The 24,122-nt window shown below is 28.6% G+C and carries 26 protein-coding genes; 15 read left to right on the top strand and 11 right to left on the bottom strand.

Annotated features, from left to right (window positions below):
• Positions 1–91 precede the first annotated feature (91 nt).
• On the top strand, positions 92–2,377 hold the full coding sequence (locus tag ACIJYE_RS07115; RefSeq protein WP_435090267.1) for an NADP-dependent malic enzyme: 2,286 nt from the start codon (positions 92–94) through the stop codon (positions 2,375–2,377).
• Here the strand turns inward: ACIJYE_RS07115 and ACIJYE_RS07110 are convergent, their stop codons facing one another.
• Positions 2,378–2,971, bottom strand: coding sequence for a BON domain-containing protein (locus tag ACIJYE_RS07110; protein WP_435090266.1), 594 nt, complete (start codon positions 2,969–2,971; stop codon positions 2,378–2,380). It lies immediately after the preceding gene.
• A 92-nt stretch (positions 2,972–3,063) separates the two neighbouring features.
• Here ACIJYE_RS07110 and ACIJYE_RS07105 point away from each other — a divergent pair, with 92 nt between their 5' ends.
• On the top strand, positions 3,064–3,354 hold the full coding sequence (locus ACIJYE_RS07105) for a hypothetical protein (protein ID WP_435090264.1): 291 nt from the start codon (positions 3,064–3,066) through the stop codon (positions 3,352–3,354).
• 10 nt (positions 3,355–3,364) lie between these two features.
• Here the strand turns inward: ACIJYE_RS07105 and rsmI are convergent, their stop codons facing one another.
• Positions 3,365–3,823 (bottom strand): 16S rRNA (cytidine(1402)-2'-O)-methyltransferase, encoded by a 459-nt coding sequence (rsmI, locus tag ACIJYE_RS07100; protein ID WP_435090263.1) that lies wholly within the window; start codon positions 3,821–3,823, stop codon positions 3,365–3,367.
• A gap of 34 nt (positions 3,824–3,857) precedes the next feature.
• On the opposite strand from rsmI, the gene ACIJYE_RS07095 reads away from it, so the two are divergent.
• On the top strand, positions 3,858–5,012 hold the full coding sequence (locus ACIJYE_RS07095) for an ABC transporter substrate-binding protein (protein ID WP_435090261.1): 1,155 nt from the start codon (positions 3,858–3,860) through the stop codon (positions 5,010–5,012).
• Here ACIJYE_RS07095 and rdgB read toward each other — a convergent pair.
• Entirely contained in the window at positions 4,996–5,592 is a 597-nt protein-coding gene (gene rdgB, locus ACIJYE_RS07090; protein WP_435090259.1) for an RdgB/HAM1 family non-canonical purine NTP pyrophosphatase, read from the bottom strand. The two genes, ACIJYE_RS07095 and rdgB, sit on opposite strands and share 17 nt — an antisense overlap.
• A gap of 42 nt (positions 5,593–5,634) precedes the next feature.
• Here rdgB and ACIJYE_RS07085 point away from each other — a divergent pair, with 42 nt between their 5' ends.
• The 6 genes from ACIJYE_RS07085 to ACIJYE_RS07060 all read left to right on the top strand — a co-directional run bounded on the left by ACIJYE_RS07085 (position 5,635) and on the right by ACIJYE_RS07060 (position 11,814).
• Positions 5,635–6,270, top strand: a complete 636-nt coding sequence (locus tag ACIJYE_RS07085; protein WP_435090257.1) for a nucleotide exchange factor GrpE — start codon at positions 5,635–5,637, stop codon at positions 6,268–6,270.
• 61 nt (positions 6,271–6,331) lie between these two features.
• Positions 6,332–8,263, top strand: a complete 1,932-nt coding sequence (gene dnaK / locus ACIJYE_RS07080) for a molecular chaperone DnaK (protein ID WP_435090256.1) — start codon at positions 6,332–6,334, stop codon at positions 8,261–8,263.
• 35 nt (positions 8,264–8,298) lie between these two features.
• The gene (gene dnaJ / locus ACIJYE_RS07075; RefSeq protein WP_435090254.1) at positions 8,299–9,420 is read left to right on the top strand and encodes a molecular chaperone DnaJ; all 1,122 of its coding nucleotides are present in this window, start codon (positions 8,299–8,301) and stop codon (positions 9,418–9,420) included.
• Positions 9,421–9,456: 36 nt separating this feature from the next.
• Complete coding sequence (gene dapB, locus ACIJYE_RS07070; protein ID WP_435090253.1) at positions 9,457–10,233, top strand: 4-hydroxy-tetrahydrodipicolinate reductase; 777 nt, start codon at positions 9,457–9,459, stop codon at positions 10,231–10,233.
• The gene (nth, locus tag ACIJYE_RS07065) at positions 10,233–10,886 is read left to right on the top strand and encodes an endonuclease III (RefSeq protein WP_435090252.1); all 654 of its coding nucleotides are present in this window, start codon (positions 10,233–10,235) and stop codon (positions 10,884–10,886) included. The genes dapB and nth overlap by 1 nt, the downstream gene beginning before the upstream one ends.
• A 1-nt stretch (position 10,887) precedes the next feature.
• Positions 10,888–11,814 carry an adenosine kinase gene (locus ACIJYE_RS07060; RefSeq protein WP_435090251.1) on the top strand — a complete coding sequence of 309 codons (927 nt, stop codon included), beginning with the start codon at positions 10,888–10,890 and terminating at the stop codon, positions 11,812–11,814.
• Here ACIJYE_RS07060 and arfA read toward each other — a convergent pair.
• Positions 11,811–11,933 carry an alternative ribosome rescue factor ArfA gene (gene arfA / locus ACIJYE_RS07055; RefSeq protein WP_435090250.1) on the bottom strand — a complete coding sequence of 41 codons (123 nt, stop codon included), beginning with the start codon at positions 11,931–11,933 and terminating at the stop codon, positions 11,811–11,813. The genes ACIJYE_RS07060 and arfA overlap by 4 nt on opposite strands.
• Positions 11,914–12,477: a winged helix-turn-helix domain-containing protein gene (locus tag ACIJYE_RS07050; protein WP_435090249.1), complete on the bottom strand. Its 564-nt coding sequence runs from the start codon at positions 12,475–12,477 to the stop codon at positions 11,914–11,916. Before ACIJYE_RS07050 ends, arfA begins: the two co-directional genes overlap by 20 nt.
• Positions 12,478–12,490: 13 nt before the next feature.
• Between ACIJYE_RS07050 and ACIJYE_RS07045 the strand changes: the two genes are divergently transcribed.
• Positions 12,491–12,985, top strand: a complete 495-nt coding sequence (locus ACIJYE_RS07045) for a L,D-transpeptidase family protein (protein WP_435090248.1) — start codon at positions 12,491–12,493, stop codon at positions 12,983–12,985.
• Here the strand turns inward: ACIJYE_RS07045 and ACIJYE_RS07040 are convergent.
• Positions 12,982–13,641 (bottom strand): YggS family pyridoxal phosphate-dependent enzyme, encoded by a 660-nt coding sequence (locus tag ACIJYE_RS07040; RefSeq protein WP_435090246.1) that lies wholly within the window; start codon positions 13,639–13,641, stop codon positions 12,982–12,984. The two genes, ACIJYE_RS07045 and ACIJYE_RS07040, sit on opposite strands and share 4 nt — an antisense overlap.
• Here ACIJYE_RS07040 and ACIJYE_RS07035 point away from each other — a divergent pair.
• Positions 13,636–14,166, top strand: coding sequence for a thiamine phosphate synthase (locus tag ACIJYE_RS07035; protein WP_435090245.1), 531 nt, complete (start codon positions 13,636–13,638; stop codon positions 14,164–14,166). The two genes, ACIJYE_RS07040 and ACIJYE_RS07035, sit on opposite strands and share 6 nt — an antisense overlap.
• 50 nt (positions 14,167–14,216) lie before the next feature.
• Here ACIJYE_RS07035 and ACIJYE_RS07030 read toward each other — a convergent pair whose 3' ends face one another.
• Complete coding sequence (locus ACIJYE_RS07030; protein WP_435090244.1) at positions 14,217–15,170, bottom strand: porin; 954 nt, start codon at positions 15,168–15,170, stop codon at positions 14,217–14,219.
• 210 nt (positions 15,171–15,380) lie between these two features.
• Here ACIJYE_RS07030 and ACIJYE_RS07025 point away from each other — a divergent pair, with 210 nt between their 5' ends.
• The 4 genes from ACIJYE_RS07025 to holA are packed head-to-tail and all read left to right on the top strand — an operon-like array spanning position 15,381 to position 19,967.
• A complete protein-coding gene (locus ACIJYE_RS07025) occupies positions 15,381–15,923 on the top strand; it encodes a DUF3576 domain-containing protein (protein WP_435090243.1) in 543 nt (180 codons plus the stop codon).
• A gap of 52 nt (positions 15,924–15,975) precedes the next feature.
• Entirely contained in the window at positions 15,976–18,510 is a 2,535-nt protein-coding gene (gene leuS, locus ACIJYE_RS07020) for a leucine--tRNA ligase (protein WP_435090241.1), read from the top strand.
• On the top strand, positions 18,511–18,966 hold the full coding sequence (locus tag ACIJYE_RS07015) for a hypothetical protein (RefSeq protein WP_435090240.1): 456 nt from the start codon (positions 18,511–18,513) through the stop codon (positions 18,964–18,966).
• Positions 18,963–19,967 (top strand): DNA polymerase III subunit delta, encoded by a 1,005-nt coding sequence (gene holA, locus ACIJYE_RS07010; protein WP_435090238.1) that lies wholly within the window; start codon positions 18,963–18,965, stop codon positions 19,965–19,967. Before ACIJYE_RS07015 ends, holA begins: the two co-directional genes overlap by 4 nt.
• On the opposite strand, the gene ACIJYE_RS07005 is transcribed toward holA, so the two are convergent.
• Genes ACIJYE_RS07005 through mnmG form a run of 4 tightly spaced genes read right to left on the bottom strand, consistent with a single transcriptional unit; the run spans position 19,951 to position 24,118 of the window.
• Positions 19,951–20,799 (bottom strand): ParB/RepB/Spo0J family partition protein, encoded by an 849-nt coding sequence (locus ACIJYE_RS07005; RefSeq protein WP_435090236.1) that lies wholly within the window; start codon positions 20,797–20,799, stop codon positions 19,951–19,953. The two genes, holA and ACIJYE_RS07005, sit on opposite strands and share 17 nt — an antisense overlap.
• Complete coding sequence (locus tag ACIJYE_RS07000) at positions 20,799–21,593, bottom strand: ParA family protein (RefSeq protein ID WP_435090234.1); 795 nt, start codon at positions 21,591–21,593, stop codon at positions 20,799–20,801. The genes ACIJYE_RS07005 and ACIJYE_RS07000 overlap by 1 nt, the downstream gene beginning before the upstream one ends.
• Positions 21,594–22,247 carry an RsmG family class I SAM-dependent methyltransferase gene (locus ACIJYE_RS06995; protein WP_435090233.1) on the bottom strand — a complete coding sequence of 218 codons (654 nt, stop codon included), beginning with the start codon at positions 22,245–22,247 and terminating at the stop codon, positions 21,594–21,596.
• Positions 22,247–24,118, bottom strand: coding sequence for a tRNA uridine-5-carboxymethylaminomethyl(34) synthesis enzyme MnmG (gene mnmG / locus ACIJYE_RS06990; protein WP_435090232.1), 1,872 nt, complete (start codon positions 24,116–24,118; stop codon positions 22,247–22,249). Before mnmG ends, ACIJYE_RS06995 begins: the two co-directional genes overlap by 1 nt.
• Between the last annotated feature and the right edge of the window lie 4 nt (positions 24,119–24,122).

Below are 24,122 nucleotides of genomic sequence, written 5' to 3'. Positions count from 1 at the left end.
TATTATCGTGATATTTAGATCAGATATTACAAATAATAAAAAATTTAAAAAAGGGATATAATTTAAATTAAATTTAAGATAGTTGAACAAAATGAAAAAAACAAAAATTGATCATTACACTGATAAAGAAGCTCTAGATTTTCATAAAAACAAAAAGCCTGGAAAAATAGAGATTATTTCTTCAAAGAATATGACAACAAAAAGAGATCTTGCGTTAGCATATTCTCCTGGAGTAGCAGCTCCTGTAAGGATGATCAGTGAAAATCCAGAAACAGCATATGATTATACAAGTAAAGGAAATCTAGTAGCAGTAATTAGTAATGGATCTGCAATATTAGGAATGGGTAATTTGGGGGCACTTGCTTCTAAACCTGTGATGGAAGGTAAGGCAGTTTTATTTAAAAGATTTGCTGATATCGACTCAATAGATCTTGAAATTGATTCCTCTGATACAAATGAAATTATTAACTCAATTAAAAATTTTGCACCAAGTTTTGGTGGGATTAACCTAGAAGATATAGCGGCACCAGATTGTTTTATAATTGAACAAAAATTAAAAGATCTTTTAGATATTCCAGTTTTTCACGACGATCAACATGGAACTGCTATAATTACAACTGCTGCATTAATAAATGCATTAGATATTAACGGAAAATCAATTAAAGATATTAAGGTAGTTGTTAACGGTGCTGGAGCTTCAGCTCAAGCTTGTACTGAATTATTTAAAAACTCAGGAGTTCGTCAAGAAAATATAATTATGCTAGATAGAAAAGGTATAATTTATAAAGGTAGAGGTGATGGTGTAGATCAGTGGAAATCAAGATATGCTATTGATACAAAATTAAGATCACTTGAGGACGCGATAAAAGATGCCGATGTATTTTTAGGGTTATCAGCAAAAGGTGCTCTTAAAAAAGAACTGATAAAAACAATGGCCAAAAACCCTATAATCTTTGCATGTGCCAATCCTGATCCAGAGATTACACCAGAAGAAATCAATACAGTAAGAAATGATGCCATTATTGCAACTGGAAGATCTGATTATCCTAATCAAGTAAATAATTTAATAGGATTTCCATACATTTTTAGGGGCGCACTAGATGTAAGGTCAAGAACAATAAACGAGGAAATGAAAGTTGCTGCAGCTGAAGCGATTGCAAAACTTGCAAGAGAAGATGTCCCCGATGAAGTTGTTGCAGCTATGGGTGGTGATAGACCTCATTACGGAAAAAATTATATAATTCCATCAACGTTTGATCCAAGATTAATAAGTGTAATTCCAGCAGCTGTTGCAAAAGCTGCTATGGACAGCGGAGTTGCAAGAAAAAATATAGAAGATTTTGATCTTTATAAAGATCAATTAAGACAGAGGCTTGATCCGACTGTAACTATAATGCAAGGTATTAATTCTTATATTAAAAAAAATCAAAAAAGAATTGTATTTGCAGATGGAGAAGATGAAAATACATTAAAAGCTGCGATAGCTTTTAAAAATTCTAAGTTAGGGTCTCCAATTCTAATTGGAAAAGAAAAAAAAATAAAAGAGCAAATAAAAAAAATTGGTTACAATGAAAATTTTGATATTGAAATTGTAAATTCAACTGATGAAATCAAAAGAAATAAATATGTAAAACACTTGTTTCAAAAATTACAAAGAGAACAGGGTTTACTAGAAAGAGATTGTGATAGATTAGTTCGGAATGATAGGGTTATATGGGCGGCTAGCATGGTTGCTTGTGGGGATGCAGATGGCGCTGTAACAGGGAATACAAGGCGTTTTGGGGCCTCCCTAGATAAAATTAAACAAGTCGTTAATGTTAGAGATGGAGAGATTATGTTTGGACTAAACATGGTTGTACACAAAGGAAAAAACATATTTGTTGGTGACACAAGTGTTCACGAATATCCAACTTCAGAGCAATTAGCAGAAATAGCTATCTCAACATCAAGAGTAGTTAGGCTATTTGGTTTTGATCCCAAAGTTGCATTTGTTTCTCATTCTACTTTTGGCCAACCGTTAACCAGTCGAACAAAACACATTAGAAAAGCTGTGGATATTTTAAAGGAAAAAAAAGTAAATTTTGAATTTGATGGTGACATGCAACCAGATGTAGCTTTAAATTCAGAATACAAAGAACTATATCCTTTTTCAAAAATTGTCGGTAACGCAAATATTCTTATTATGCCTGGTCAACATAGTGCCGCTATATCTTACAAAATGATGAAAACTTTAGGAGACACAAAAGTGATCGGACCTTTACTTATTGGACTCGGTCTTCCTATTGAAATTGCCCCTCTCAGATCCTCAACTTCAGAAATAATTAATCTAGCTTCAATTGCAGCTTACTCAGCAGATGTTATTGATTATAAAAAATAACTATTCTTTTTGAACTCTTAAATCCTCTACAAGAATAATACTAGCAACAACATCTTTAACATCTAATATTTCTTTTGCTTCACTTATAACCAAACCTTTTTCCTCTAGTGTAATGGCGATTCCATATATGTAAATTTTTTTCTTATATGTATCTATTTGATAATTAGTCGCTTTAATATTTTTATTTAAAATTAAAGCTGTTCGAAGTTGTGAAGTTATCAAAATATCTTTTGCCGATTGTTTAAAATTAAACTCTTCTTTAATCTTAATATCATTACGAACAGAACGGGCACCTTTTGTTTCCCAGGCTAGTTTTGTAAATTGTAATTTTTCTTCTGGATTATCTACTTTTCCTGTTAGAAAAATTCTTCCATCAAGAACTTTAGATTTTATATTTAAAATATACTTCTTATCTTTAAGAAGAATTCTTGCTGCTAAATTTTTTTGCATAATAGAGTCGTCAATTTGAGTTCCAACAGTTCTTGGGTCTAGCGCTACACTAACCCCCGTTCCAAAGATTCCTTTGGAACCTACTCCAACACACCCCATTAAAATAATTCCTATTAAAATTATGAATATAAATTTAGTTTTCATTTTTTATTTTTAAACAATAATTATAAATTTCTTTTTTTGACACATCTCTGTTTTGATTAATAAATTTTGTTATTTCTTTTAAGCTAAAATTATTGATCATTTTTATTATAATACTTTTATCTGATTCATTAAGTTTTTGTGAATTATTTTCATCTTCATTTTTTTCAGAAATAACAACCGTAATTTCACCTTTTAAATCTTTTGAAAATAACTCTAAGTCATCAACATTTTTTCTAATATATTCTTCGTATAATTTTGAAATTTCTCTACAAAAGACTATTTTTCTTCCACTAAAATTTATTTTTATTTCAGGTATTACTTTATTAATTTTTCTTGGAGAAATAAAAAAAACTATTGTGCTACCAAGAGCTGATAATTTTTGAAATTCATTTATTAAATTTTTTTTTTTTCTGGAAGAAAGCCATAAAAAAAAAATTTTTCTGAAAATCCACTCATAGAGATTGCACTCGCAACGGCAGAAGGTCCTGGTATAGAAAAGATTTTAATTTTATTTTCAACACATTCATTTATTAAAATTGTACCAGGATCAGAAATGCTTGGGGTGCCAGCATCTGAAATTAAAGATATAGTTTTGCCTAATTTTAGATGATCAATTACTTTTGATATATTTTTTTTTTCATTAAATTTATGGTTTGAAATCAACTTAGATTTAATTTTATATCTATCTAATAAATTTTTTGAAACTCTAGTATCTTCACATAAAATAAAATCAGATTTTTGTAGTGTCTCAATAGCTCTATAAGTAACATCTTTTAAATTACCAATGGGCGTAGAAACTATATAAAGACCACTTTCATTAGTTTTTATTTCAGATTGTGATTTTATGATCATAATTAAGCTTAAAAAATATTATAATATCACCAAAATGAATAAATTTATTAAAATTATTTTTTTTCTTTTGCTAAGTTGTTTTTTTTTGTTCTCACAAACAGCAAAAGCTGAAGATAAAATTAAAATTGGACTTTTGGTGCCAATGTCTGGAGCAAATAAAGATATTGGTCAATCAATAATTAATGCTGTTAGATTGGCTGTAAAAGATATTGATAGCAACTTAATTGAAATTATACCAAAAGATACAGCTGCAAAACCTAATCAAGCCCTTAAATCTGCATTTGAATTAAAAGAAATGGGTGTCAGTATAGTTATTGGCCCTGTGTTCCATAAAAGTTTACCTTACTTAGGTGAAATAAAAAATTTAACATTTTTGTCTCTAACAAATAAAACGCTAGATCTTCCAAAAAATGTGATTTCAGCAGGTATTAATTCTACATCTCAACTCAATACAATAAAAAAATTTCTAGAAAAAAATAGTATTAAAAAAACTATTTTTTTAACACCAATGCAAAATTATGAATTTGAGATAAAAAAAGGAATAAAAAGTTCAAAAATAAAAATTTATAAAGAATATACATATGATAACGAACCAACAAAGTTAACCAATCAAATAGAAAAAATTACTAATTATAAAATTAGAAAACAAAATTTAGAAGATGAAATTTATAGATTAAAAAACTCAAATGAACCTAATAAAGATAAAAAAATTAGAAAATTAGAAAAAAGATACACTTTGGGTGGATTAAATTTTGATGCAGTAGTAATCGCAGATTTTAATGAAAGCTTAAAAAGTGTAACAACATCTCTTTTATACACAGATGTATCACCAAAAAATAAATATTTTATCACATTAAATCAATGGTTTGATGAAAGCTTGTTAAATGAAACAGATATCCAGCCATTATATTACCCTTCAATAAATAAAAATAATTTTGATAATTATAAAAAAAAATTTTTTAATGAATTTAATGAAAATCCTAACCATTTATCTTTATTAAGCTATGATCTTGTAGGACTTATTTACTATCTTTCATTAAAAACAGATCTTTCAGATCTAAAAAAAATATTTAAAAAGAAAAATTCATTTAAAGGTAAAATAGGTATTTTTGATATCAAAAATAATAAAATAAATCATAGGTTAAATTTTTATAAAATGGAGAATAAAAAACTTATAGAAATTTTTTAATTTTTTTAAATGCAATTGAACGATGATCTATTTTATATTTTTGTGCAGAGGCCATCTCAGAAAAAGTTTTTTTCTTATTTTTTTGTATAAAAATAGGATCATAACCAAATCCATTATTTCCCTTTGGTTCATTTGAAATATAACCTTCAACTTTCCCTATTGCAGAAACAATTTTTTTATCTAAATAAAAAATTGATAAAGCACATACAAATCTAGCTTTTATTTTTTTTTGTTGCCATTTTTTATCTGCTTTAAATAACTCACGATAAACCCTTTTAATAGCTTTATTGAAATCACCTTTTTTCCCACCCCATCTAGCGGAATATATACCTGGATTTTTGTTCAGAAGATCAATTTCAAGTCCTGAGTCATCAGCTAAACACACCAATTTGGTTTTTTTAGAGAAATATTTAGATTTAATAATTGAATTTTCCATAAAAGTTGACCCATTTTCCAGTGGACTTTTAAGCTTAAAATTAGCTGTCGAGTAAGTTTTTATAGATTTTGGTAATAAATCCTTAATTTCTCTGTATTTACCCTTATTATTTGTTCCTATAAGCAGATCTGAAATTTTTTTCATTAATACCTAGCAATTTTTAAATTTCTTACCATATATGCTCACATGGAAAAAGAAGAAAACTTTAATCAAGAGAATGAAGCAAATGAAACTTCTATAAAAAATGGAGAGGCTGAGAAGCAGTTAAATGAGGAAAAAGATAAACCTGTTTCAACAGAAGAGGAAAAAGAAATATCAGCTGAAGATAAAATAAAAGAACTGGAAGATAAATTAACAAGAACATTTGCTGAAATGGAAAACCAAAGAAGAAGGTTTGAAAAAGAAAAAGAAGATGCGTTTGATTACGGCGGTTTTTCATTTGCAAAAGAAGCTTTGAACCTAATTGACAATTTAACACGTTCAAAATTAATTTTAGAAAATGATGAAACTCTTAAAGATTCTGAGGCTTTAAAAAAAATTCTAGAACACTTAGATGTAATATACAAAGATCTAATTTCTATATTTACAAAAAATAATATTCAACAAATTGATTGTCTTAATAAAAAATTAGATCCAAATTTTCATCAAGCAATGATGGAAATTGAAGATGGTCAAAAAGAACCTGGGACTATCGTTCAAGAAGTTCAAAAGGGTTTTATGATAAAAGACAGATTGCTAAGGCCTTCTTTAGTTGGTGTATCTAAAAAGACAGAAAATAAAGATGACAAAAGTGAGGAAAATAAAGAAAATTTAGACAAATAATTACATTTGTTGAGCTTGTAGAATTAATAATAACACATATATGAAAGAGAGAATTTAAATTATGAGCAAAATTATTGGAATAGATCTTGGTACAACGAACTCATGTGTATCAATTATGGAAGGAAGCCAACCTAAAGTATTGGAAAATGCAGAGGGTGCAAGAACAACCCCTTCGGTTGTAGCTTTTACGGACGATGGAGAAAAACTAGTTGGTCAACCTGCAAAAAGACAAGCTGTAACAAATCCTGAAAATACAATTTTTGCTGTTAAAAGACTTATTGGAAGAAATTTTGAAGACCCAACAGTAAAAAAAGATATAGCTGCAGCTCCTTTTAAAATAGTTAACTCTGAAAAAGGTGACGCTTGGATTGAAGCAAAGGGAGAAAAATATTCACCTTCACAGATATCTGCTTTCATTCTTCAAAAAATGAAGGAAACAGCTGAGAAATATTTGGGTCAAGAAGTAACTAAAGCAGTAATAACAGTTCCTGCGTACTTTAATGATGCGCAAAGACAAGCAACAAAAGATGCTGGTAAAATTGCGGGCCTAGAAGTTTTAAGAATTATTAATGAACCGACTGCAGCATCACTTGCATACGGTTTAGATAAAAAACAAAATAAGAAAATTGCAGTATACGACTTAGGTGGAGGAACATTTGATGTTTCTATTCTTGAATTAGGAGATGGTGTATTTGAAGTTAAATCTACAAATGGAGATACTTTTTTGGGTGGCGAAGACTTTGACAACACAATTGTCGATTACTTAACTGCAGAGTTTAAAAAAGATAATGGTATAGATTTAACATCAGATAAACTTGCACTTCAAAGATTAAAAGAAGCTGCAGAAAAAGCAAAAATTGAACTTTCATCAGCAGAACAAACAGATATAAACTTGCCATTTATAACTGCGGACAAAACTGGTCCAAAACATATTAATTTAAAAATGACTAGAGCTAAATTGGAAGCTCTTGTTGAAGATTTAATAGCAAGAACCCTACCTCCATGCAAAACAGCTTTGAATGATGCTGGAATCTCAGCAAGTGATATAGATGAAATTGTAATGGTTGGTGGTATGACTAGAATGCCGAAAGTATTAGCTGAAGTTAAAAATTTTTTTGGTAAAGATCCAAATAAAAGTGTTAATCCAGACGAAGTTGTGGCAATGGGTGCAGCTATTCAAGCAGGTGTACTCCAAGGTGATGTAAAGGATGTTCTCTTATTAGACGTTACTCCACTTTCTTTAGGAATTGAAACACTTGGCGGTGTATCAACTAAATTAATTGAAAAAAATACAACAATACCAACAAAAAAAAGCCAAGTATTTTCTACTGCAGAAGATAATCAGCCAGCAGTTTCTATTAGAGTGCTGCAGGGTGAAAGAGAGATGGCAACTGATAACAAAATGTTAGGAAATTTTGAATTAGTTGGCATAGCCCCTGCACCAAGAGGTGTTCCACAGATTGAAGTGACTTTCGATATAGATGCAAACGGAATAGTTAGTGTATCAGCAAAAGATAAAGGAACTGGTAAAGAACAAAAAATTCAGATCCAGGCATCTGGTGGACTAAGTGAAGATGAGATTGAAAAAATGGTTAAAGATGCTGAAGCTAATAAGGAAGAGGACAAAAAGAAAAGGGAATCTGTAGATGTTAGAAATCAAGCAGATACCTTAGTTCATTCAACTGAAAAAAATCTCAAAGAACATGGTTCTAAAATCACAGATGCTGAGAAAAAAGCAATTGAAGATGCGTCTTCTAGCTTAAAAGAAGCTTTAAAAGGTACTGATAACGAGGATATTAAGAAAAAAACGGAAACTTTAGTCCAAGCTTCAATGAAATTAGGTGAGGCTATTTATAAATCTCAAGAAAAAAAACCTGATTCATCTAATGATAGCAATAATGATGAAGGAAAAAAAGACGATAATGTTGTTGATGCAGATTTTGAGGAAGTAAAAGAAGAGAATAAAGAAGAAGACAAAGAAAAAAGCGCTTAAAACCTTTATCAACGAGTATCATCTTAAAATAACTTATGGCTAAAAGAGATTTTTATGACGTCTTGGGTGTTGGCAAAAATGCAAATGCCAATGAATTAAAATCAGCCTATAGAAAACTCGCTGTAAAATATCATCCTGATAAAAATCCTGATGATAAAGCTGCTGAAGATAAATTTAAAGAAGCTAGCGAGGCCTACGGTATTCTCTCAGATAGTGAAAAAAAACAAAACTACGATAATTTTGGACATGCTGCTTTTGAAAATGGTGGAGGCAGACAAAGTGGTGGTTTTGGTGGAGCTGATTTTTCAGATATTTTTGAAGATTTTTTTGGAGATTTTGGTGGTGGTGGAAGATCAAGAAGTAATAGAAGTTCAAACAATAGAGGTTCAGATTTAAGATACGATTTATCAATTACACTTGAAGAAGCATACGAAGGCAAAAAACAAGATATAAAATTTTCTACAACTGAAAAATGTAATACATGTAAAGGAAATGGCTCTAAACCTGGACATTCTCCTGATAGATGTACCTATTGTGGAGGAAATGGAAAAATAAGATCTAACCAAGGTTTTTTTACTGTTCAGCAAACTTGTCCACAATGTAATGGTAATGGTGAGGAAATCACTAATCCATGTAGTGACTGTAACGGCCAAGGTAAAAAGCAAACTTCAAAAAAAATATCTGTAACAATACCAAAAGGGGTTGATGATGGAACAAGAATTAGGTTAGCAGGTAAAGGTGAAGCTGGAAACAGGGGTGGAGCAACGGGTGACTTATACCTGTTTATAAATGTTAATTCTCATGATTTATTTAAAAGATCTGATGAAAATTTATTCTTTGAATTTCCTTTATCTATAGCTGATGCAGCACTTGGTACAACAATTGAAATACCAACTATCGATGGTGGTAAGGCAAAAATTAAAATTCCTGATGGTACTCAAAGTGGCAAACAATTTAGATTAAAAGGCAAAGGTATGCCTTTCATGAGGAGGGGTGATTATGGAGATTTATATGTACAAGTTAATACTGAAATTCCTGTGTCTTTAAATAAACAGCAAAAAGAATTACTTGAAAAATTTAGAGAAATTGAAAATGAAAAATCAAATCCTAGCATTAAAAAATTCTTCCAAAAAGCAAAAAGTTTCTGGAAAAACTAAAAGACTAATTCAATAAAAAAGGTTAATATTTCTCTGATGAAGAAAATTAATTTAGGAATAACTGGCTGCATGGGAAGAATGGGTCAGCAGCTCATAAAATCATCTAAGACTAATCACAATTTTGCACTTAAGTCACTGACAGAAAATAGATTGATAAATAAAAAATTTAATGGAATTAAACCTGAGTTGAATACAGAAGATGCTTTTAAAAAAACTGATGTAATAATAGATTTTACTATCCCCAAATGTACACTTGAAATATTAAAGATCGCCTCAAAACTTAAAAAAAAAGTTGTAATTGGAACAACAGGTTTTACTCAAAAAGAAGAGGGTATGATTAAAAAATTTTCAAAAAAAATTTCAATATTAAAAGCTGGTAATATGAGTCTCGGTGTAAATTTATTAATGTATCTAACTGAAATAACATCAAAATCATTAACAAATGATTATTTAAGTAAAATTTATGAAGTTCACCATAAGCACAAAAAAGACTATCCCTCAGGTACTGCCTTGATGCTCGGAAAAGGTATTGCAAATGGGAAAAATAAAGAGCTCTTAAAATTAATGGGTAAGAAATTTTTAAATAAGAAATTATTTCCATATGGAGAAAAAATTAATTTTAATTCAATAAGAAAAGGTAAAATTATTGGAGAACATGAAGTAAAATTTTCAAGTGGAAAAGAAATAATCACTCTTAATCACGAGGCATTTGATAGAGCGTTATATTCAGATGGAGCTTTAACAGCAGCTAAATGGTTAATGAATAAAAAGCCTGGTCTGTATTCTATGAGAGATTTATTAAACTTTTCATAATGGATGAAAAAAAAAAATCAAAACTCATATTAAAAACTTTAAATAAAATTTACCCAGAAACACCTATTCCATTAAAACATAGAAACATATTTACACTTTTGGTTTCAGTTCTTCTGTCTGCTCAATGTACAGATCTAAATGTTAACAATGTAACAAAAGATATATATCCTAAATATAATAAGCCAGAACATTTTGTAAAATTAGGAAGAAGAAAAATAGAAAAATTAATTAATAAAATTGGCATCTTTAGAGTCAAAGCAAGAAGTATTTACCTGCTGTCTAAACAACTTTTAAAAAATCATGGTGGCAAAGTTCCAAAAACTTTTGAAGAACTTGAGAAATTACCAGGCGTAGGTCATAAAACGGCAAGTGTTGTGATGTCTCAAGGATTTGGCTATCCTGCTTTTGCGGTCGACACTCATATTCATAGATTGGCACAAAGATGGGGCTTAACTAATGGAAAAAATGTTATTCAAACAGAAGAAGATTTGAAAAGAATATTTCCAAAAAAAACTTGGAGTAAACTTCATCTCCAAATAATTTATTATGGAAGAGAGTTTTGCAAGGCTAGAGACTGTTATGGTTTAACTTGTAAAATATGCACTTCTTGTTATCCTAACAGAACAAAACCTTTAAAAACAAAAAAAGCTTAATATGAAAATTTTAGGAATTGGTAATGCAATTGTAGATGTGCTTTGTAGAGTGGATGAAGAATTTCTTATTCAAAATTCTTTAACTAAAAGCACCATGAAACTTATAGACGAAGAAGAATTTAAAAATTTAATTTCTTTATTAAATATTGAGGAAACTATATCAGGTGGTTCAGTTGCAAATTCTATAGTCGGCTTATCCCAACTAGGTAATGATGTAGGTTTTATTGGCAAAGTTAAAAATGATGATCTTGGTCAAAAATATGAAGATGGATTAAAAAAAGAAAAAGTTAATTACTTATATTCAAAAAAAGATGAACCTTTTCCTACGGGTAGTTGTTTAATCTTAATTACACCCGACTCAGAAAGAACCATGTGTACATTTCTTGGAACAGCGGGCAAAATTAATGACTCAGATATAAACGAAAATGATGTTAAAAGTGCAGAATTAACTTTCCTTGAAGGCTATCTATGGGATGAAGGTGGGCCTAAAAAGGCATTTGATAAAGCAATAATTAATTCAAATAAAACCGCTATGTCTTTATCTGATGTGTTCTGTGTTGAAAGACATAAGAGTCGATTTCTAAAATTAGTAGAGAATAAGTTGGATATTGTATTTGCTAATGAACAAGAAATATTATCATTAATAAATAGCACATCATTTGATGAAGCAATTTCTTTTTCAAAAAATTTAAAAAAAAATATTATAATTACTAGAGGCGAAAAAGGAGCTATATCAATAAAAGGCAATGAAATTTTTGAATGTCCCGCAGAAAAAAATTTAAAAATAACTGATCTTACTGGTGCTGGAGACTTATTTGCAGCAGGATACTTACATGGAGTAATCAATAAAATAAGTATCCAAGAAAGTTTAATTAAAGGGACAGAACTATCATCAAAGATTATTCAAAAAGTTGGAGCAAGAATTTAAGACTTTTTTATTCGTTTATAGCTGCCTTTGCCCTTTTTTGGTTTTACAATTTTAGGCTTAAACTTTTTTGAATAAAGTTGTTTAATTATAGGATTTTTTTTACCTAATTTCGTAGCCATTGTTTTTACTAATTATAAAATTTTTATCTTCAAAAAATTTAGAGATTTTTTTTCTGAGTCTATAAATATGAGTTTCAACTGTATGGGTTTCTATATCTGATTGATATCCCCACACATTAGTTTGAAGCTCATCAATGCTTACAGATTTGCTCATTTTCGATATGTAAAGTATTGTGTTAACCTCTTTCTCAGTAAGTTTAAGTTTTGCATTACCTAATATCATCTCTCTAGAATTAAGATTGATATTATAGTCACCAATAATAATCTGGGATTGATCATTAAATTGATATTTCAAAAATTCGACATTTAATTTTTCTATTAATTTAGAAATTTTTATTGGTAATTGACCTAAAACGAATTGATTTTTGATATTAGGTATTTCATTTTTAGTTATTACTAGATAACTTTTTAGATCATTAATTTCATTATTTAAATTTTTTTCATTAGGAATATTCTTAATTTCAAAATTTAAATTTTGATCAATTTCTTTAAGAATTTGATATAAATTTTTAAACTGATAAATAAATAAATATTGACTATTCATATAATATAAAGATATGACACTTTTTTTGAAAAATAAACATACTCTTCAAATTGATGGCTATTATCTTAAATGTTGTGTGGGGAAAAATGGAATTTCAAAAAAAAAGCTTGAGGGAGATCACAAAACACCTAAGGGAACTTTTGGTATACAGCACTTATACTATAGAAAAGATAGATGCAAAAAACCCGAAACATCCTTAAAATGTATTGAAATTAAAAAAAATATGGGTTGGTGTGACGATGTCAATTATCCAAAAAAATATAATAGGCTTGTTAACACTAAAAATAAAGTGAAGCATGAAAAACTCCAAAGAAGAGATAAGAAATATGATTTACTTATTCCCATCAAATATAATTTCATTAAACCTGTTACTGGTTTAGGTAGTTGTATTTTTATCCATTTAACAAAAAATTACAAACCTACAGCAGGATGTATAGGATTGAGAAAAAAAGATTTTTTAATAGTGTTAAAGTTGATCAAAAGGAATACTAAAATAAAAATATTTTAAGATCTAGATCCAAAGATACTAGAACCAATTCTTAAAAAAGTTGCTGAGTTTTCTGATGCTTGCATATAATCTGACGACATACCCATGCTTAATTCTGAGAAATTAAAATCTTTATTTAATAAAGACATTTTTTTAAAATAAGTTGAAGAATTAACATCTAATGGAGGAATACACATTAATCCTAAAATCTTTAAATTAATTTCTTTACAATAAGAAACTAATTTTTTCAGCTGATTTATAGCAACACCTGATTTTTGATTTTCATCACCTATATTAACTTGGATAAAAATTTTAATATGTTTGTTTATTTTTATTTGCTCATCAGATATTTTTTTTGCAAGTTTTTCACTGTCAACTGAGTGTATGTAATCAAATATTTTAACAGCATATTTAACTTTATTGGTTTGTAATTTTCCAATCATATGTAATTTAATATTTGGATTATTTACCTTAACTTTAGTCCATTTTTCAATTGCTTCTTGAACTTTGTTTTCTCCAAAATCAATATGTCCATGATTAATCAGTGGTAAAATTTGATTCATCTTAAAAGTCTTGGATACTCCAATAATTTTTGGTAATTTATTAATTGCTAAAACAGCTAAATTAGATTTAATTTTATCTTCTATATCAATTAAATTTTGAATTGTACTATGCATAACTATTTAAAAACTAAATATTACTTCATAAATAAATTCGATACAAACAATATTGACAAACAAGACAAGCAAACAATTATTATTTATAGAAATTATTTATCTAAAGTAGTTAATGTAAACGAAATTATAAAATTAAAAAAATATTGTAAAAAAAGAAATATTAAATTTTATTTATCAAATAATATTAAACTAGCAACTAAGTTAAATTTAGATGGAGCCTATATTCCCTCTTTTAATAACAATTTAAGCCACCTTAATTATTCTTATAAAAAGAAATTTAAAATTATTGGCTCTGCACACAATCTCAAAGAAATAAAAACTAAAGAAACACAAAAAGTTGATAAAATTTTTTTATCGTCTTTATTTAAAAAAAATAAGAATTATTTAGGTATAAATAGATTTAAATTACTCTCTAATTTGACAAAGAAGAAAGTTGTTATTCTTGGTGGTGTTTCAAAAAAAAATTTGAAAATTCTTAGGCTTATTAAAAATTTTGAATTTGCAGGAATATCTTATTTTGAATAAAAAAAAGGCCCCTAAAAAGGGGCCCTTTTATAATTTCAATCTAAATTAAATTAGAATGCAAATGAAGCAGATACAGTCCATCTTTCTTTGTCTGCACTTGCGTCATTTGTGTTTCCTACGTTATCAGCATTGATTTGAGCTGCTGATAAAGTCATACCACCTGATGTGTAAGAAACGTTAACACTATCAACTTCTTCGTCAATAGCAGTTCCTTCATCATCATGAGTTTCTTGTGAGTATGATACTGAAATATCATCGTTCACAGTGTATGATAATTTCCATGAAGTAACTTCTTCATCATTACTAGCTGCAATATCATCATGGTCAGTTACAACGTATGTACCTGTGAATGATCCGTAAGCGTATGAAGCTCTGATAGTTGTAGTATCAGCAGTTGCTGCTACAGTTTCAGTTTCACCCATACCGTAATCTAATGTTAAACCTTCAACACCAGCGTATGATACTGAGTAAGCCATTGCTGACCCTTTACCCGCACCACCAGCTGTGTATGAAGCTTTAAGTGTTAGATCGTCCATTACTGAAGGAAGTGTGTATACTAACATACCACCAGCACCAGCAGATGCTTCTGGAGTTGTGAATCCAAATCCGTTATCCCATAGGTCACCACCAGCTGTAGTATCTAAAGCAGCTTGTGCAGAAGCTCCACCTTCACCATGCATAGTTAAAGAACCCATAGCATCTGAAGATACAGTTACTGAGTGACTGTCAAATGGAGAAGTTGCATTGTGACCAGTACCAGTAGTAGTACTATCATCGGCTTGGTCTAATACGAAAGATATTGATACATTCATACCATTATCTAATTCACCAGCACCTGTGAAAGTTAACTGGTTACCCATAGTCCAAGATTTACCTTGGTTACCTTTGTTATTTTTAACGCCCATTGAAGCGCCACCAGCTACTGAAACAGCACCAGCGTAAGCAGATGTAACTACTAGCGAACCAGCTAAAGCAGTTAAACCTATTTTTTTAAATGTGTTCATATTAATTACTCCTTTTAAATTAATGTTAATTATTAATAATAAACATCGACTGTATATCAGTCGAAATATAATATTATGCGTAATATTCATGGTTTTTGTTAAATAATTCTGTAGGTGTTGCATTTTTGCATCACTTTTTTTGTGATTTTACTTATATTTTAGGTATTTAAAAAATATGTTGTATAAGCTATTAATTTTTAAGATATCAAAATGAATTCAATTAAATACCTTAAATTAATCATTTTATTACCATTAATCTCTTTTTTTTTAGTTGGATGTAATGGCAAATTACCAGGAGGTGATGCCAGAAAATTTCCAGACGATCCAAAAAAAAGAGTTAAGCAAAATATCAAAGAAGGTCGTGGGTTTACAATTAATGGCTCACTCCAAAATCTTAATAAGGGAGGAACTTTTGAATTTGCGAGCTCTAATGAATTATGGAGAGCATCTCTTGATATAATTGATTTTATGCCTCTTGCTTCTGTAAATTATAGTGGAGGTATTATTATAACTGATTGGTATTCAGATGATAAGAATTTAAATGAAAGTATTAAAATTTCTATAAGATTTCTTACAAACGAAGTGAGGTCGGATGCCCTAGATATAAAAGTTTTTACAAAAATCTGTGAAAAAAACTTAATGAATTGTAAAATTGTACAAACTGAAAAAGTTCTAGTGACCGAATTAAAAAAACAAATTTTAAAGAAAGCAGCTATTTACAAAGCTAAGAAAAAGGAAGAAGAAGATAATTAATACAATAAACTTTTTTTGAAACCTAAAATTCATAAACAAAAAATTAAATTTCGTGGAAAGATATAACTTTAAAGAAATTGAATCTAAATGGCAAAGCTTTTGGGAAAAGGAGAAAACATTTTCTGCTAAATTAGACAAAAATAAAAAAAAATTTTATTGTTTGGAAATGTTTCCATATCCTTCAGGAAAAATTCACATGGGACACGTAAGAAATTATACCATTGGTGATGTGCTAGCTAGATATAAGGCTTTACAAGGCTTTAATGTTCTTCATCCAATGGGTTGGGATTCCTTTGGTATGCCAGCTGAAAATGCTGCTAGACAGAATAATTTAGACCCGAAAACTTGGACTGAGTCAAACATTGCAAAAATGAAATCACAATTGAAAAAACTTGGTCTTTCAATAGATTGGGAAAGAGAAATTTCGACCTGTTCACCAGATTATTACAAGCATCAGCAAAAATTTTTTTTAGAATTATACGACAAAGGTTTGGTTTATAGAAAAGAGGAGTATGTTAATTGGGACCCAATAGATCAAACTGTTCTTGCCAATGAACAAGTAATTGATGGCAAAGGATGGCGCTCTGGGGCAATTGTTGAGAGAAAAAAATTAAATCAATGGTTCTTTAATATTAAAAAATTTTCTGAAGATCTATTGGTAAACTTAGATTCTCTAAGTCAATGGCCTAACAAAGTTAAAATAATGCAAAAAAATTGGATAGGTAAATCTTTTGGTTGTGAGATTTCTTTTAAAATAAATAATTCAAAAGATGTTTCTGAAATAAAATGTTTTACCACAAGACCAGATACTTTATTTGGATTATCATTTTTAGCTTTATCAGTTGATCACCCATTAGCAAAATTTTATGAAAGTGATCCTGAATTTATTAAATTTAAAAAAAAATGTTCCTCAACTGGTACAACAGAGGAATCTATCGCAAATGCAGAAAAAATAGGTTTTAAAACAGAATTAATTGCCATAAATCCACTTGATGACAAAATCAAAGTCCCTGTTTATTTTGCAAATTTTGTTTTAATGGATTACGGGCTAGGTGCAGTTTTTGGATGTCCCGCACACGATCAAAGAGATCTTGATTTTGCAAAAAAATATAATTTAAAAGTAAGTCCTGTTGTTACTCCGGAATTAGAAGATTCACAATTTAAGGTTAGTGATGTAGCATACACAGGTCCTGGTTATATTTTTAATTCATCTTTTTTAAATGGATTGAAATGCCCAGAAGACTCTATTGTAAAAACCATTGATTATCTTGAAGAAAATGATTTAGGGGAAAAAAAAATTAATTTTAGATTAAAAGATTGGGGAATTTCAAGACAAAGATACTGGGGTTGTCCGATACCAATTATTTATGATGAAAATAATAATCCAAAAAAAATTCCAGTTGAAATGCTACCAGTTGAATTACCTAAAATTTCAAAACTTAGTCCGACAGGTAACCCTCTTGATAATGCCAATGATTGGAAAAATGTTAAAATTGATGACAAAGAATATATACGAGAAACTGACACGCTAGATACTTTTGTTGACTCTTCCTGGTATTTTTTACGGTTTTGTTCTTCGAAAAAGAGTGACTATGGTTTTGATAATGAGGACGTTAATTATTGGATGCCCGTTGATCAGTATATAGGCGGTGTTGAACACGCTATTTTGCATTTACTATATTCAAGATTTTTTATGCAAGCACTATCATATAAAAATGAAAATTTTAATATTTTAGAACCCTTTAATGGTCTATTTACACAAGGTATGGTTTGTCACGAAACATACAAAGATCCAAATAATAATTGGGTTAGTCCTGATGAGATAGAAACTATACAAGGCAAAAAGTATCTTAAAAAGGACAGATCTACACAAGTTGTAGTTGGACCTTCAGAGTCTATGTCTAAGTCAAAAAAAAATACTATAGATCCTGAAAATATTATTGAAAATTATGGTGCAGACGCAGCAAGACTTTTTATATTATCTGACAGTCCTCCTGAAAAAGATGTTCAGTGGTCAGAAGAGGGAATTGTATCATCATATAAATTTATACAAAAATTATGGAATTTAAATTCAAAAATTTCTGAAGAAATAAAAAAAAATCATGCATTAGATACAAATGATGAAATTCAGAAATATACAAACAAATTTTTAAAAACCATAACTAATAATCTTGAAGAATTTAATTATAATAAAATTGTAGCTAATTTACATGAAATGTATTCATTTATATTCAAACAGATTAATCAAAACTACAAGAAAGATACATTGTTTGAAAACTATCAAAAAATCTTAACTGCAATTTCACCAATTATTCCTCATTTTTCAAATGAATGCTTAAGTTTAATGGAGAGTAAAAAAATTGGATGGCCTAAGTATGATGAGTCAATATTGAAAGAAGATACTGCAAAAATAGTTATTCAGATAAATGGTAAAAAAAGAGGGCTAATCCAAACAGAAATAAATATATCAAAAGAAAATATATTGGAAATAATCAATAAAGATGAAACTCTCAATAAATATTTTAATAAAGATAGTATAAAAAGAGTAATTTATATTAAAAATAAATTAATGAATATTATAATTTAAATGATTAAAAGAATTTTTTTTATTTTTATAATTGTGTTTACAGCTAATTGTGGATTTACACCGATAATCAATAATGAAAATAAAATTAATTATTCAATAAATATAATTGAAAAAAATGGTGATAAATTAATTAACAATTTATTAAGTTCTGAACTTAAAAAAATATCTAATTCAGATGCAAAAAAAATTATCAATTTAAAAATTAATACATCTTATAATAAAATAGTTATTTCAAGAGATAGCAAGGGTAACGCATCAGATTACCAAGTTACTGTTTTAACACGATTTGTAATAGAAAATGACAAAATCACCAAAAAAATTTCTTTTGAGGATAAGCAAAATTTAAATAATACATCAGATATTTTTGAACAAAAAAATTATGAGAATATAATTAGAAAAAACTTTGCAGTTTCAATAGCAAGAAAACTGAATCTAGAATTGCTCAGTCAAAAATGATTTTAAAATCATATGAAATTAAAAAATTAGATTTAGAAAAAAATAATTTAGTATTGTTTTATGGGCAAAATGAAGGTGCAAAAGAAGAAGAAATTTCAAAACTATTAGAAATTAATAATAACATAACAATAAACACATATGATGAAAAACAAATTTTAGATAATCAAGAAATATTATATAATGAGATATTATCTAAATCATTATTTGATGATAAAAAAATTATAATTATTAATAGAGCAACAGAAAAAATATTAAATACGATTGAAAATTTATTAAATAAAGATCTTTCTGATATATCAATCATAATCAATTCAAATATTCTCGATAAAAAATCTAAATTAAGATCTTTATTTGAGAAAGATAAAAAATTGACATGTGTAGCATTTTACCCTGATACACCAGAAATATTATCAAGATTTACTAATAATTTTTTAAGACAAAATAATATTACAATGTCACAGTCTCATATAAATTTGATTATTAATAAATGTAATAGTGATCGTGGTGTATTGAAAAATGAAATGCAAAAAATAAAATTTTTTTGTCTTAATAAAAAAAAACTATCATCTGAAAACTTATTAAAATTAATTAACTTAATTGAAAACTATAGTATTTCAGAACTAATAGATAATTGCTTGGCTAAAAATAAAAAAAAAACAATAGGAATTTTAAATGAAAATAACTTTTCAAATGAAGATTGTATTATTTTTACTAGAACATTATTAAATAAACTAAAAAAAATACTCAAATTATCAAAAGAATTTAAAGAAAACAAAGATATAAACAAAACGATTTCTAACGCGAAACCTCCTATATTTTGGAAAGACAAGGAATTGATAAAACAACAAATTATAAAATGGACCCCAAAAGAAATAATTAAATTAATTTATAATGTAAATGAAATGGAAATTTTAGTAAAAAAAAATTCCAACAATTCAGTTAACATTATGTCAGATTTCATTTTAAACTTGGTATCTTTAGATGTTAATAATGAGTTTTGATAATATCAATAATTTTATTAAGCTGATCTAAATCTTTATACTCGAAATAAATTTTACCTTTATTTTTTCTATCATTTTGTATAGCAACTGTAAGACCAATTTTATTAGAAATTGAAATTTCTAAATTTTTAATATTTGAATCTTTTGGCTTTTTAAATTTTCCTGTCTTATTTTTGAAAATTTTTACAAGTGCCTCTGCTTGTCTCACTGATAGTTTTTTATCAATAATTTTATTAGCTATATAATTAGCATTTTCTAAGCCTACTAATATCTTCGCATGGCCTGCAGTTAATTTTTGAGCTTCTATCAATTTTATTATATCGTTAGGAAGTGTTAAAAGTCTTAAAGAGTTAGTTATATGACTTCTGCTTTTTCCTATAAATTTAGAAACTTTTTCCTGATCATAAGAAAATTCATCAATCAATCTTTTGTAACCCTGTGCTTCTTCTAATGGATTTAAATCGTGTCTTTGAACATTTTCAACAATGGCAAATTCCAAAGATTTTAAATCATCAGCCTCTGTTATAACCACTGGTACATTATGAAGACCCGCTCTTTGTGCTGCAAGCCACCTTCTCTCTCCAGCAATTATTTCGTACTTAGATCTGTCATCATTAGATTTTCTAACAATGATTGGTTGTAAAATACCTCTTTCTTTAATTGAATTTGTGAGATCATTTAAGTTAGTTTCATCAAAAATTTTTCTAGGTTGATATTTATTAGGTATTAAGTCACTAATTGATAATTGATTTTTTTGAGTCTCTAATTTTGTTTCTCCAATTAATGATGACAGGCCCCTTCCTAATCCTTTTTTTATTTTATTTGAATCCATTATGCAGCACTCCCTGTAATTATTTCTTGATTCATAAATTCATCTGTAAAGCTAAAATATGACTTACTTCCAGGACAAGATTTATCATAAATTAAAACTGGCATACCGTGAGAAGGTGCTTCTGACAATCTAACATTTCTTGGAATTACAGTTGAGTAAACTTTTTCGTTAAAATAATCTCTTGCCTCTTTTTCTACTTGTGATGAAAGTTTATTTCTTTTGTCATACATTGTTAAAAGTATTCCTCTAATCTTTAAATCTGGGTTCAAACTAACTTTAATTCTCTCAATTGTTTTCATAAGTTGCGTAAGTCCTTCGAGTGCAAAGAATTCTGTTTGAAGAGGAACTACAAGTGAATGTGAAGATACTAATGCCATTACTGTTAATAAACTCAGTGATGGTGGACAATCAATCAAAATATAGTCATATAATGACCCAGAATCCTTTAAATAAGCCATTAATTTAAGCTTTAGGATGAATGCTCTATTTCCATCATCTGCAGTTTCGACTTCCAGTCCAGACAAGTCTACATTAGAACTAATCAGATCTAGATTTTCAAATTCAGTTTTTTTAATAACTTCAAAAATTTCTTTTGATCCATTCAAAACGCCATAAACAGTGTCTGTTGAGTTATCTGTGTTGGACAAACCAAGACCTGTAGTTGCGTTTCCTTGTGGATCTAAATCAATAACTAGAATTTTTTTACCTTGTTGAGATAAACCTGCTGCAAGATTAATCACCGTTGTTGTTTTTCCAACCCCACCCTTTTGATTAATCACAGAAATAATTTGCATCTAATTTTTTGTAATCTTTTTTTTAATATTTTTAATATTTAATAAAAATGAATCTTCACTAGTTAAACTTTTTTTTTCTACATACTCAAGATCCCAATTCTTTAAAGAATCTTTAAAAACATTTTTTCCATTCCTGCCCATAAAAAAAATTAAATTTTTATAACTTGAAAAATTTTCATAAACTAAATCCAAAACAATTGGCATTGGTTTAAATGCTCTAGACATTATTGTTCCAGTTTCTATATTTTTTAAATCAAAAACATTTTTTTGTATTATTTCTGTTTTTAATTCCAACTTTTTAGACACTTCTTTTAAAAAAGCGCTTTTATGATGACTTTTCTCATATAAATTAACTTTCATTTTATTTTTTATATTTTTTAGTATAATTGCAATTATTATGCCTGGCATACCACCACCAGATCCTAAATCTGAAGTTGTATTTTGATTTAAATCAATAAAATCAATTATTTGCGCTGAATCTATAATATGACGGTCCCTAATGATGCTATTTTTTGCTGTTTCTTGACTAATTATATTAATTTCTTTATTTTTTTCTATTATCATCGAAATAAAGGACTCAAAATCTAAATATGTTTCACGTGAAACATTTAAGCTGTTGAGTTTATTATATGTATCTAAAATTTCTTGTTCCATTAAGCTATATGCTTAATAGACTTTCTTTTGACATGTGACAACAAAATATATACTGCTGCTGGAGTAATTCCATCAATTCTGAGAGCTTGACCCATCGTTTTGGGTTTAATCTCTTTAAATTTAGCTTTAACTTCGTTTGATAGACCTGAAAGTCTATCGTAGTTAATTTGTTCTGGTATCATCAAATTTTCATCTCTTTTGAAAGCTAAAATATCAGCTTTTTGTTTCTTCAAATACCCTCTATAATGAGCATTAATCTCTATTTGTTCATCTATCTCTTTATCAAAATAGGGGATTTCAGACCATATTTCTCTAATTTTTTTCATATCAACCCCTATTTGGCTCAATATTTCATTCGAAGACCTTAAAACACCATCTTTAGCTATTTTAATACCAAAATCTTCAGCTTTTGATGGAGAAATAGTTGATTTATCCATTTTTCTCACAATGTTATCTATTTTTTTATGTTTTTCCTCATATAAATTTTTTCTATTCTCTCCAATTAAACCTATAGAAATACCTTTGTTAGTGAGCCTTTGATCGGCATTATCAGATCTAAGGCTTAACCGATATTCTGCTCTTGATGTAAACATTCTATATGGTTCAGCCACACCTTTGGTCACTAAATCATCAATCATTACTCCTATGTAAGCATCTGATCTATCGAGTATGAAAGGTTCTAATTTTTTAATAGATAGAGCGGCATTTATCCCGGCTATAAGACCCTGAGCTGCAGCTTCTTCATATCCTGTTGTGCCATTAATCTGTCCAGCAAGGTAAAGGTTACTAATCTTCTTGGTCTCAAGTGTTAAAAACAGTTCTCTTGGATCTATATAGTCATATTCTATCGCATATCCCGGTCTTATAATTAAGACATTTTCTAAACCATTGATATTATTACATATTTCTTGCTGAACGTCCGCTGGAAGTGATGTAGAGATGCCATTAGGGTAAATTGTATGGTCATTAAGCCCCTCAGGCTCTAAAAATATCTGGTGTCGACCTTTATCGGCAAATTTTACAATCTTGTCTTCTATAGATGGACAGTATCTAGGTCCAACACCTTGTATACTACCAGAGTACATAGCACTCTTAGATAAATTTTTTTCAATAATTTTATGAACCTTATCGTTAGTATAAGTCATACGACATGAAACTTGTTTGTTAATATTTTTTTTAGTTAAGAAAGAAAAAAAATAAGGATCTTCATCTGCAAACTGTTCTTCTAAATTTTTATAATTAATTGTTCTTGAGTCAAGTCGGGGAGGGGTTCCTGTTTTTAATCTTCCTATTTTAAAATTATATTTTTCTAATTGTTCAGTTAGTCCTGTTGAAGGTTTCTCATCATACCTTCCAGCTGGTGTTCTTTCATCACCTATATGTATCAAACCATTTAAAAAAGTGCCCGTTGTTAGTATTAACTTAGAACATAAAACTTTCTTGCCTTGTTTAGTTTCAAATCCAGTTATTGTATTTTTATTAAAAATAAACTTTACTACTGGATCTGGAAAAATGCTTAAATTACAGTAATTTACAAGTTTTTCTTGCATATATTTACGGTATAATGATCTATCTGATTGAGTTCTAGGTCCTCTTACTGCTGGGCCTCTACTTCTATTTAATAATCTAAATTGAATACCTGATTTGTCTGCAACCTCACCCATAACACCATCAAGGGCATCTATCTCTCGTACTAAATGTCCTTTACCCAAACCACCAATTGCTGGGTTACAAGACATCTCTCCAATAGTTTCTATCTTATGAGTGAATAGGGCAGTGTTAACTCCTAGTCGTGCAGAAGCTGCGGCTGCCTCACATCCTGCATGGCCACCACCTATTACTACAACATCGAAAAATAAATCATTTTTCATAAAC

It is taken from the genome of Candidatus Pelagibacter bacterium nBUS_30, from assembly GCF_051201245.1.
Lineage (GTDB): Bacteria > Pseudomonadota > Alphaproteobacteria > Pelagibacterales > Pelagibacteraceae > Pelagibacter.
Note: the sequence above shows the minus strand (reverse complement) of the source record. Positions and strands in the feature narration are given on the sequence as shown.